Source organism: Hymenobacter rubripertinctus, from assembly GCF_003583925.1.
GTDB classification, from domain to species: Bacteria; Bacteroidota; Bacteroidia; order Cytophagales; family Hymenobacteraceae; genus Hymenobacter; species Hymenobacter rubripertinctus.
The window spans coordinates 44,473-55,903 of sequence record NZ_QYCN01000027.1 but is presented as its reverse complement, the minus strand read 5'-3'; the positions used below and the strand labels follow the sequence as shown (position 1 = coordinate 55,903).

Annotated in this window: 5 protein-coding genes; 4 read left to right on the top strand and 1 reads right to left on the bottom strand. The window is 66.6% G+C overall.

What is annotated here, in order from left to right; all coding sequences use genetic code 11:
• From D0T11_RS16005 to D0T11_RS15990, 4 genes are all read left to right on the top strand, one after another.
• Nucleotides 1-665: MFS transporter (locus tag D0T11_RS16005; protein WP_147374689.1), on the top strand; the 665-nt coding region annotated here is incomplete at its 5' end.
• 252 nt (nt 666-917) lie between these two features.
• The gene (locus D0T11_RS16000) at nt 918-2,966 is read left to right on the top strand and encodes a DUF3857 domain-containing protein (protein ID WP_119656810.1); all 2,049 of its coding nucleotides are present in this window, start codon (nt 918-920) and stop codon (nt 2,964-2,966) included.
• 238 nt (nt 2,967-3,204) lie between these two features.
• Nucleotides 3,205-5,151 (top strand): DUF3857 domain-containing protein, encoded by a 1,947-nt coding sequence (locus tag D0T11_RS15995; RefSeq protein ID WP_119656809.1) that lies wholly within the window; start codon nt 3,205-3,207, stop codon nt 5,149-5,151.
• Between the two features lie 349 nt (nt 5,152-5,500).
• Entirely contained in the window at nt 5,501-9,079 is a 3,579-nt protein-coding gene (locus D0T11_RS15990; RefSeq protein WP_119656808.1) for a reprolysin-like metallopeptidase, read from the top strand.
• A 158-nt stretch (nt 9,080-9,237) separates the two neighbouring features.
• Here the strand turns inward: D0T11_RS15990 and D0T11_RS15985 are convergent, their stop codons facing one another.
• Complete coding sequence (locus D0T11_RS15985) at nt 9,238-11,418, bottom strand: helix-hairpin-helix domain-containing protein (RefSeq protein ID WP_119656807.1); 2,181 nt, start codon at nt 11,416-11,418, stop codon at nt 9,238-9,240.
• Nucleotides 11,419-11,431: the final 13 nt, after the last annotated feature.

Sequence of the window (11,431 nt, the reverse complement as noted above, 5' to 3'; positions counted from 1 at the left end):
TGATCGTGCAGGGCACCATGACCGAAACGCTGCCCGCGGCCCAGCGCCAGCGCTTTCGCTGGCGGCTGCTGCGCATTGAAAGCTGGGGCGAAGTGTTTGAGCCCCGGGTGCTGATTCCGGCCGCCGCCACGCTGCTGTTTCTGCTGCCGTTCGGGGCTATTTTCACCGTGGTACCCGACCAGAGCCGGGTGCTGGGCCTGACGGGCGAGAGCAAGGGCCTGTTCTACATCTGCTACACCGGGGCCTCGCTGGTAGTGCGCCTGCTGGCCGGCCGCGCCTCCGACCGCTACGGCCGGGTGCCGGTGCTGCTGGGCTCGTCGGTGGTTATCATCAGCTCGTTGCTGCTGCTGGCCTTTGCCCAGTCGGCCCTGGTGTTCCTGGCCGGGGCCGTGCTGTTCGGGCTGGGCACGGGCCTGAATTCACCCACCATTTATGCCTGGACGGTGGATCTGAGCCACCCCGCACGGCGGGGCCGGGCCGTGTCCACGATGTACATGGCCCTGGAGGCGGGCATCGGCATCGGGGCCCTGATGGCGGGCTGGGTGTTTGCCAACGAGCCCGCCCGCCTGCCCTTCGTGCACCTGGCCAGCGCCGGCAGCGTGCTGCTGGGCCTCGTGTTCCTGCTGCTGATGCGCCACCGCACGCCCGCCCCGCTGGCCGACTAAGGCCGGCCGGAGCATGGCTTTTTTTCTATACCCATGACGCCCTTGCGGGGCTCAACGGCGACCGGAGGATGGAAGGCCTGTAAAACATTCTTCACGGGTTGTTCATCTTCGGAATAAACAGGATATTGGCCCTTCGTTAGCGCGGTCTTTTTTTGCTATTGCCTATCCTCGTGTTGTTTAAGCGCTCGGCTCATTGGCAGGCCCTGGTACTTTCGCCTGAATCACTTCTTTTTATTCTACCTCTCGCTCGGTATGATTTCACCTTTACTCCGCCGGTGGCTGCTGGCCGGTATTTGCAGCGGCGCGGCCGTTTCGCTGGCCCAGGCTCAGGCCGACCCCATTAAGTTTGGCAAGATTGACGAAGCCGACCTCACGGCCCGCAATTTTGTGGCCGACAGCGCCGCCCCGGCCGTGGTGCTCTGCGACTTCGGCCGCTCCCGCTTCGATTATGCCGAGGACGGGTTCCGGGTGGTGTTTGAGCGCGTGACCCGCGTTAAGATCCTGAAGAAATCGGGCTACGACTACGCGACCGTGCAGGTGCCGCTCTACCACAAGGCCAACCGGGAGGAAAAGCTCCTGGGCCTGAAGGGCTTCACCTACAACCTGGTGAACGGGCAGGTAGTCAAGGAAAAGCTTAATTCCGACGCCATTTTCAAGGAGGAAAGCACGCCCAACATCACCATCCGCAAGTTCACGCTGCCCAACGTGCGGGTGGGCAGCGTGGTGGAGTACACCTACCTGGTGGCCTCAGAGTTCATCTTCAACTTCCAGGACTGGACCTTCCAGTCGGATATTCCGGTGCGCTGGAGCGAGTACCGGGCCGCCATTCCGGAGTATTTCGATTACAAGATGCTCATGCAGGGCTACGAGCCGCTGAAGGTGCAGGAGCAGAACGAGGCCTCCACCCAGTACACCATCCGGTGGGCACCCTCCATAACGCCGGGCATGCGGGGCGGCCGCGAAGCCGGCGGCTCCGAAGTGCTGACGCCCCGCGTGACCAACTACCGCTGGGCCATGGAAAACGTGCCCGCCCTGCGCGAGGAGCCCTACATGACCACCACCAACGACTACGTGGCCAAAATCGACTTCGAGCTGGCCGGCACCAAGTGGCCCAACGAGCCCTACAAACCCGTGGCCGGCTCCTGGACCAAGATTGACGATGAGCTGCTGAACGACGACAACTTCGGGATACAGCTCAACAAGGGCGGCTTTCTCAAGGACCAGCTCGCGCCCTTGCTGGCCAGCACCACCGACCCCGCCGCCCGCGTGGCCGCCATCCACGACCTGGTACGGCGCAGCGTGAAGCACAACGGCAACAACGGCGTGATGGCCGGCAGCACCATCCGCCGCGCCTATGACCAGAAAAGCGGCTCGGCCGCCGACGTGAACCTGCTGCTGATTGCGGCCTTGCGCGAGGCCGGCTTTACGGCCAACCCCGTTGTGCTGAGCACCCGCAGCCACGGCCGCATGGAAACCAACGTGCCCCTGAGCAGCCGCTTCAACTACGTGCTGGCCCACGTGGCCCTGCCCGGGGGCAAAGACATGCTGGTGGACGCTACCGAGGAGCTGGCTCCCTGCGGTATGCTGCCCCAGCGCTGCCTCAACGGCGTGGGCCGCCTGGTGCTGCCCCGGGGCCAGGAGTCGCGCTGGATCGACCTGACGCCCAGCGAACGGTTCCTCTCCTACCGCCAGGTCAATCTGACGGTGGACGAGAAGGGCGGTGTCAGCGGCAAGGTGCACCAGGAGCACGGCGGCTACCTGGCCCTGGACCAGCGGGAGAAGCTGCGCAAGCTGGGCGAGAAGAAGTATATGCAGGAGCTGGCCACCAGCCACGAGGGCTGGGATATTGCCAAGTACACCTTCAAGGAGCGCGACCTGCTGCACAAGCCCCTCACGCTGGAGTATGAGTTTGCCAGCGCCGGGGCCGAGGCCCCGGTGGCAACCATCTACCTCAACCCGCTGCGCGACTTCGGCACCGACAAAAACCCCTTCCTGCACGAAGACCGGCGTTTCCCCGTGGATTTCGGGGCCAAGTTTGACGAAACGCTGCTGGTGAACCTGACCCTGCCCGCCGGCTACGAGCTGGAGCAGATGCCCCAGAATATGACGCTGGAGCTGCCCGAAGGGGGTGGGCGCTTCACCTACGGCGTGCAGCAGAGCCCCCTGGGCCTCCAGATCGTGAGCCGCATGAACCTGGCCCGGCCCGTGTATTCGGCCCAGGAATACGCCTACCTGCGCGAGTTCTTCGCCCGTATGATGGCCAAGCAAAGCGAGCAACTGGTCCTCAAAAAGAAAGCCTGATCAGTTGTCAGTTGTCAGTTGTCAGTTGCCAGTGGTCAGTTGTCAGTGGTCAGTTGCCAGTGGTCAGTTGTCAGTGGTCAGTGGTCAGTTGTAAGGCATCATGCAGCGCGGAGCATAACCATTAGACACTGACCACCGGACACTGGCAACTGGCAACTGGCAACTGACAACTGACCACCGGACACTGGCAACTGACAACTGGCAACTGATATTTGTCCATCTTCTTCGTTTATATCTTATGCGGCTGCTTCTGTCGGGTTTTACCCTTACGCTGGCCCTGGCCGGCCCCTTGGCCGCTACGGGCGGTACCGCCCCCAAGTATGCCGTGGCCGATCTGGCGCCCGCGCTGCGCGAAAATGCCCACGCCGTAGTGCGCTACCAGGAAGAAACGCTGCTGGTGAAATCGGTGGGGCGCACGGTAGAAACTACCCGCCGGGCCGTTACCATTCTCGACGAGGCCGGCCGCCGCTGGGCCGCCGAGCTGGTCTACTACAGCCAGCTCAACAGCGTCAGCTATTTCCGGGGGGCCGTGTATGATGCCACGGGCCGGCAGCTGCGCCAGCTCCGCAGCCAGGATATCCAGGACATCAGCCTGTCCGACGGCTTCAGCCTGGCCAGCGACGGGCGGGGCCGGGTAGCCGACCTGAGCCAGCCCACCTACCCCTACACGGTGGAGTTCGAGTACGAAGTGGTGTCCGACAACCCCTTGTTCTACTCCACCTGGCGGCCCCAGCCGGTGGAGCAGCTCAGCGTGGAGCAGGCCTCGTTTCGCGTTCTGATGCCAACCGGCATGGCTCTGCGCTATCAGGAACGGCAGCTGCCCGCCGGCACCGCCCAGGCCAGGCGCACCCAGGGCAGCCAGGACGTGTACGAGTGGCAAGTGCGCAACCTGCCGGCCCGCGAGCAGGAACCCGATGGCCCCGCCGTGGGGGAGCTGACCCCGAGCGTGTACACGGCCCCGGCCGAGTTTGAGGTGCAGGGCCACGCCGGCCGGCTCAGCAGCTGGGCCGACCTCAGCCGCTGGACCTACGAGCTCAACGCCGGCCGCGCCGAGCTGCCCCCGGCCCTGGTGGCCGGGATGCAGGCGCTGGTGCAGGGCGAACCCGACGAGCGGGCCCGCATCCGCAAGGTGTACCAGTACCTGCAAGCCAACACCCGCTACATTTCGGTGCAGCTGGGCCTGGGCGGCTGGCAGACCTTCCCGGCCTCTGCGGTAGCGGCCAACGGCTACGGCGACTGCAAGGCCCTCACCAACTACTGCCAGGCCCTGCTGGGCGCGGCCGGCATCAAGGCCCACGCGGCCCTGGTGCGCGCGGGCACCGACGAGCAGGACATCCGCACCGATTTTCCCAGCTCCCAGTTCAACCACGTGGTGCTGTGCGTGCCCCTCACCCAGCCGGCCCGGCCCGATACCGTGTGGCTGGAATGCACCAGCCAGACCGATCCGTTCGGCTACATGGGCAGCTTCACGGGCAACCGCCACGCCCTGCTGCTGCTGCCCGAAGGCGGCCACCTGGTTCCGACGCCCCGCTACGGGGCGGCCGAAAACCGCCGCGAACGGCACGCCGATGTGTTTCTGGATGCCAGCGGCAACGCCACGGCCACCCTGCGCACCCTGCGCACCGGCCTGGAGTACGATGGCGTGGCCGGCCTGCCCGGCCTGGAGCTGAGCGAGCAGAAAAAGCGCGTGGGCAACCAGCTGGCCCTGCCCAACTTCACCCTGCACAAGGTAGCGTTTCAGGCCCTGCCCCCCGGCGCGCCCGTGCCCGGCCTCACCGAAACGCTGGCCCTCACGCTGCCCGGCCTGGCCCCGCCCAGCGGCAAGCGCGTTTTTCTCACGCCCAACCTGCTGAGCCGGCTGCCCACGCTGGCTACTTCGGGGGGCGAACGGCAGTCGGAAGTCCGGCTAGACCACGCCTTTACCCAGCTCGATACCGTGCAGCTGCACCTGCCCGCCAGCCTGCGGCCCGAGCAGCTCCCCGCGCCGGTGCAGCTCAAAACGCCCTTCGGCACCTACTCCAGCCAGCTAAGCACCCTGCCCGATGGCACCCTGCGCTACATCCGGCGGCTGGAAATGCCCCGCCGCCGCTTTGCCGCCACCGAGTACCCGGCCTACCTGGAGTTCCGCCGCAAAGTAGCCGCCGCCGACAAAGCCCAGCTGGTGCTGCTCAAAACCGACGCCTGAGCCGCCCCCGCCCGCAAGGTTGGCCGGCTAACTCCGGTAAGTTGGGCCTTGGACCGGGCGGCCCGGCTTACCGGAGAAGGAAACCAGCCTGGGCCTGGTCATCCGCCATTCGGGTTTACTGAAACGCCTGCTTCCCTGCCCGGAAGCGGGCGTTTTTCATGCTGACTCCGACCGGCAGGGCCGCAGGAATCCGGCCCGCTCCGGGGGCAGGCCGGCTGGCCAGGGCCACACTTTATCTTTCAGAACAACAACGGGCTGGCGGGCAAAACGTCTATCTTGGCCCTTCTATTCCGGGGGCCGCCACCGGGCGGCGGCCCCGCCCTTCTCCTCTGCCTTCCTTTCCCTCTTTATGAAAACACTAGCTACCTTGATTCGGCGGGCGCTGCGGCCTTTACTGGCCGGCACCGCGCTGGCGGCAGGCACGGTTGTGCCGGGCTACGCCCAGCGCGTGCTCTGGTCCGAAGCGGCCCCACTGCCCGCCGCCGCCCGGGGCGTAACCCAGTCGCTGACCTACTACCGGGCCGTGGACTTTCAGCTGGAGGCCGTGCGCGCCGCGCTACGGAGCGCGCCGCCGGCGCACGCCACCGCGACCCGGAGCCTGGCCCCCGTCATCAGTCTGCCCCTGCCCGATGGCCGCTCCCAGCGCTTCCGGGTGGAGCAGGTGCCGGTGCTGGCCCCGGCCCTGGCCGCCCGCTACCCCGCGCTGCGTACCTACGTGGCCCAGGGCCTCGACGACCCCACCGCCACTGCCCGCCTCGACCTGACGCCCGCCGGTTTCCACGCCCAGATTCTGGCCGCCGGCTCGGTGGTCTACATCGACCCGGCCGCTCCGGGCAGCCGCACCCACCTGGTATTTGAGCGCCGGGCCATGCACCTGTCGCCGTTCGCGTGCGCGGTGCCCGCCGCCGATACCAACCTGGCCGATGCCCTACGCCGGCCGGTTCAGCGGGCCGCCGCCGCCAACGGGGCCACCCTACGCACCTACCGCCTGGCCCTGGCCTGCACCGGCGAGTACGCCACCTTTCACGGCGGCACCAAAGCCAGCGCCCTGGCCGCTATCGTCACCTCCATCAACCGGGTGAGCGGGATTTACGAGCACGAGCTGGCCGTGCGCCTGGTGCTGGTGGCCCAGAACGAGGCGCTGATCTTTCTCGACAAGGATACCGACCCCTACACCGACGATGATCCGGAGGCCTTGCTGAGCCAGAATCAGAAAACGGTGGATCAGTTCATCGGGTCGGCCAACTACGACATCGGCCACGTGTTCAGCACCGGGGGTGGGGGCATAGCCCAGCTCGGGGCCGTGTGCGTCACCTCCGTTAAAGCCCACGGCGTAACCGGCCTCTTCCAGCCCGTCGGCGACGCCTTCGACGTGGATTACGTGGCCCACGAAATGGGGCACCAGTTCGGGGCCGACCACACCTTCAACAGCCAGACCGGGGCCTGCGGGGGCGGCAACCGGGCGGGCAGCTCGGCTTTCGAGCCGGGTTCGGGCACCACCATCATGGCGTACGCCGGTATTTGCGGGGCCGACAACATCCAGCCCAACTCCGACGCCTACTTCCACTCCCGCAGCCTCGACCAGATTGTGGCCCACCTGAATGGGGCCGGCAACTGCGCCGTGCGCACGGCCACCGGCAACACGCCGCCGGTGGTAAACGCGGGCCGCAACTACGCCATTCCCCTCGGCACGCCCTTCGTGCTGACCGGCACGGCCACCGATGCCAACAACGACGCCCTGACCTATTCCTGGGAACAGTACAACCTGGGGCCGGCCGGGTCGCCGGCCGGGCCGGTGGCCGATGCGCCGCTGTTTCGCACCTTCGCCCCCACCACCAGCCCGGCCCGGACGTTTCCGCGCCTGGCCGATATACTCGCCAACACCCAGACCAAGGGCGAGCTGCTGCCCACCTATGGCCGCCGCCTGATTTTCCGCCTCGTAGCCCGCGACAACCGGGCCGGGGGCGGGGGCACCGATTACGACTCCATGCACGTGGTGGTGGTGCCCACGGCCGGCCCCTTCGTGGTGACGGCCCCCAACACGGCGACCACCTGGGTGGCCGGCGCGCCCCAGCAGGTTTCCTGGCGCGTGGCCAATACCACCCAGGCCCCCATCAGCGCCGCCAACGTGGATATTCAGCTTTCCACGGATGGCGGCCTGACCTTCCCCACTACCCTGCTGGCGGCCACGCCCAACGACGGAAACGAATCCTTCACCCTGCCCGCCAGCGTAACGGCAACCACCCAGGCCCGCATTCGGGTGCGGGCCAGCGGCGGCATCTTCTTCGACGTTTCGGACCAGAATTTCACGATTGAGGTACCCACCGGCCCCACGTTCTACCTGCAAGGGCCGGCCGGCGCGGCGGGCTCACTCGCGTTTTGCCCCGGCAGCTCGGGTACGGTGGCGCTTACGGTGGGCCAGCTGCAAGGCTTCAGCGGCCCGGTGACGCTGACGGCTCCCAGCCTGCCGGCGGGCGTCACGGTTTCCTTTGCCAACCCAACGGTAGCGGCGGGCTCCGGCACCACGGCCACCATCAGCGCCGGCCCCGCTACGGCCGCCGGCACCTACACGCTGGCGCTCATCGGGACCAGCGGCACCGTTAACCGGACGCTGGAAGTACCGCTGACCATTCAGCCGACCGCCACGCAGACGGCTACCGTTACGGCTCCGACGGCGGGCTCCGTGGGGCTGCTGCGCCCCCGCATTGGGTGGAGCGCCGTGGCCAACGCCGCCGGCTACGAGGTGCAGCTGGCAACCAACGCGGCCTTCACGGCCGGCCTCCAGACCTTCACCACCGGGCCGGTTACCAGCTTCACGCCCCTCAGTGAGCTCCTGCCCGCCACCACGTACTACGTGCGGGTGCGGGCGCTCAGCGCCTGCGGCGCGGCCCCGTATTCGGCCGCAGTATCGTTCCGGACCGATGTACAGACCTGCCGGAGCTTCGTGGCCCCGAATCTGCCCCAGCCCATTCCAGCCGGCACGGTGCCCATCCTGACTTCGGTTATCCAGGTGACGGATGGCAACCGCGTTTCGAACGTCCGGATCCGGGACCTGAACATCAGCCACGAGGAGCTCAGCGACCTGGAAATTTCCCTGACCAACCCGGCCGGCCAACGCGTGGTGGTGTACCCGCGCCTGTGTGTGGGGGCCGGCACGCTGGCAGTGAGCTTCGACGACAGCGCCCCCAACGCGCTGGCCTGCCCCGTGGGGGCAGGGGCCACGGTTCGGCCGGCCGCCTCCTTCGCCGCCCTGCTGGGCTCGCCGGCCACCGGCAGCTGGACCCTCACCGTGGCCGACAACAACCCCGGCAACGGCGGCACTTTCCAGGGCTGGACGCTTGAATTGTGCACCCTGGATGCGCTGCCGGCAGCCCCGGTTTCGTTCACTGCCCTGCCGCCGAGCGTGCAGGCCACCAGCGCAGCCATCGACATGCTGTGGGTGGACAAAGCCGACAACGAAACCGGCTTTGAGGTGGAACGCTCCCGGGGTGGCAGCACGGCCTTCACGCGCATTGCCACTTTGCCCGCCAACACCACCTTCTTCACCGACAACGTAACGGGCAACGGCCAATACTGCTACCGGGTGCGGGCCGTGAATACAGTGGGGGCCTCAACCTATTCCACCGAAAGCTGCCAGACGGTAGCCGGTATCACGAGCGTGAACGCGGCCACGTTGCAGCAGTCCGTTATCGTGGCCCCCAACCCCAGCACCGGCCTTTTCCAGGTTACCATCGACACGGCCCAGCGCGGCAGCATGAACCTGCGCGTCATCGACGCAGTTGGCCGCCAAGTGTATACCCGCACCTTCACCAAGAACACCGAGCAGCTGCAATTCCCGCTGGACCTGAGTGCGCTGAGCAGCGGTATCTACACCCTCCACCTCACCACCTCCGCCGGCCCGGCCATCGTGCGACTGGTGAAGGAGTAATTAGGGTTCAGTACTTTAGGGCACAAGAAAAAAGCCTGTCATCCTAAGCGGAGCGCAGGATCTTACAGCACAAAAACGACCGTACGAACGACTCGTTGCAGTGGTATAAGGTCTTTCGCTCCGCTCAGGATGACAGGCTTTTCTCTTGTGCCCTCCCCTCAAAACCGGTACCGCAGCTGGGCCTTCACATCGGAGCGGCGGTTGCCCTGGATTTCGTCGAGGCCCGAGCCAACCGAGTCCTGGTGGCGGTAGTGGGTGTCGGCGTAGCGGAGCCAGAGCGTGAGGTGGCGGTTGAATTCGACTTGGGCCAGCACGTAGGTGCGGGTGCCCTGGCCGGCGAGCACCGGAATGGAGAAGGCGTAGAGCACGTCCTGCTCGAATACGTACTGGCGGGTATCGTAGTCGTCGGTGTCGAAGAGGGCGTAGCGGGCCGAGAGGCGCAGGTGGCGCAGGGGCTGCACGGTTACGTCCTGGGCCAGCACGTAGCCGTGGCGGGTGGGGCCACCGTCTTCGCGGTACCCGGTGCCCTGCACCCGGGTGCGCAGGCTGAGCTGGGGCAGCGGGCTGGTGTCGTAGTAGAATAGCAGACTGCGGCGACGGGTGGGCACGGGCACCGGCACGGGCCGCAGTGTGTCGGCGTCGTAGGGCTTGGTGCGCTGGCGGAGTTGGGCGTAGAGCAGGCTGGTTTTGGTGGGGCTGAAAGTGAGGCGCAGCAGCCAGTCGTGGCCCGCGCCGGGGGCGCCGGCCTGGTAGCGCAGCCACGGGAAGCGGAACCGGTCGTAGTAGGCGGAGGCCTCCCAGCGGGTCGCCGGCCGCACTTTCAGGCCCAGGTACAGGCCGCTTTCGTTGATGTTGCGCGAGTTTTCCCCGAACGCGTTGCCGTAGAGCGTGTGGAAGTTGCGGGCGTAGGAACGGTGCAGCACCGACACATCGACGGCCGGCGCGAGGCTGGCCAGCAGCCCGTTCACGGTGCCCAGGCCGCCGCCTGCGCTGCGGGCCGTTTCGCCGAACAGCAGCAGGTTGCGCCACACATAACTGTAGTTCGCCCCCAGGGCCAGGTTATGGTCGCCGCGCAGCTCATACTTATTATACAGCTCGTCGCGGCGCTGCACGGGCTTATCAAACTGGGTATTGACGGCCGTGAAACCCAGTTGCAGGTCGCTGTTGGGGCTGGTGTACTGGGCGTGGCCGCCGAGTATGGTTTCCTGCAAAGCCTGGCGGTTGGCCAGCTCGGTAGCCGTGCGGTGCAGGCCCGTGAGCTGTAAGCCCGAGGTAAATTCGCGGAATTCGGCCAGCGAGTCGCGGGCCTGCTGAATGGAGGCATCAACCCGCTTGCGGGAGCCGAACACGGTGGCCCGCACCGTGGGCGTGAGGGCCACGGTGGCCGCCGCGCCCCGGAAAAACGTGTTTTCGAGCACCGAGGCGTAGGGCCGCACGCCCACCGAGCTGCGGCGCAACGTGGTAATGGTTTCAGCCCCCTTGCCCACCACGAACCCCGACGACAACAGCAGGCCCTGCCCGAATTGCAGCTGGTAGTCGCCCAGGGCCAGCGTTTTGAGCCGCCCCCGCTCCTGCACCACGAAGTGGGCCGAGTAGAAATCGGCTCCGTAGCGGCGGGTGGCGGGGTTCCAACGGAGCTGCTCGCCAGCATCTTTTTCGGCCGTGAAGCCCAGGCTGAAATCCCGGCTTCGGCTCACGCGGTAGCGCAGCAGCAACTTGTCGGGCGAGCCCAGGTAGCGGGTGGCGGGGCGGCCGGTGCGGGTGGTATCGGCGGGGCCATAGCCGGGGCGGCCCTGCACAGTGCGCTCGTAGCGCAGAAACAGGGCGTTGTTTTCTTCGCTGCGGATGCGCTGCCAGAGGCTGCCGCGGGCCGCGTTGGGGTCGGCGTTGAGCACGGCCACGAAGGGCGCGACGCGGTAGATGGTGCGCAGCTCGAAACCCTCGACGCTTTGCAACTCATACAAACTCAGCAGCGGCCCGTTCTGCTGGCGGTGCTCCAGCAGGTGGGTTATCTGGTTTTCGGAGAGCAGCAGCAGGCTCCGCAGCTCGTCGCGACTGGCAGCGTTCAGGTTGAGCGGCGTCTGATAATAGAGCAGCAGCGTTTCGTAGAGGTCCTCGTAGGGCACGTTGTTCTCGTCGGTCTGGATTTCGGCAAACAGCTCCTGGGTGAGCCGGTCGAGGTCGGGCACCGGCGGGCGCGGGTACTCCTGAGCCTGGGCCGCAGCAGCCTGGAGCAGCAGCGCGGCCAGTAACGCGGCTGTGGCCCGGACTTTAGTCCGTAGCCCGCTCGTGAAAACAGCGGCTAATGCATGGGCTACGGACTGAAGTCCGGGCCACATTTTACCTAACACT

What these genes read in the sequence shown, in the direction of transcription:
- D0T11_RS16000 (WP_119656810.1), top strand. Translation starts at nt 918, where the DNA reads ATGATTTCACCTTTACTCCGCCGGTGGCTGCTGGCCGGTATTTGCAGC.
- D0T11_RS15995 (WP_119656809.1), top strand. Translation starts at nt 3,205, where the DNA reads ATGCGGCTGCTTCTGTCGGGTTTTACCCTTACGCTGGCCCTGGCCGGC.
- D0T11_RS15990 (WP_119656808.1), top strand. Translation starts at nt 5,501, where the DNA reads ATGAAAACACTAGCTACCTTGATTCGGCGGGCGCTGCGGCCTTTACTG.
- D0T11_RS15985 (WP_119656807.1), bottom strand. Translation starts at nt 11,418, where the DNA reads ATGTGGCCCGGACTTCAGTCCGTAGCCCATGCATTAGCCGCTGTTTTC.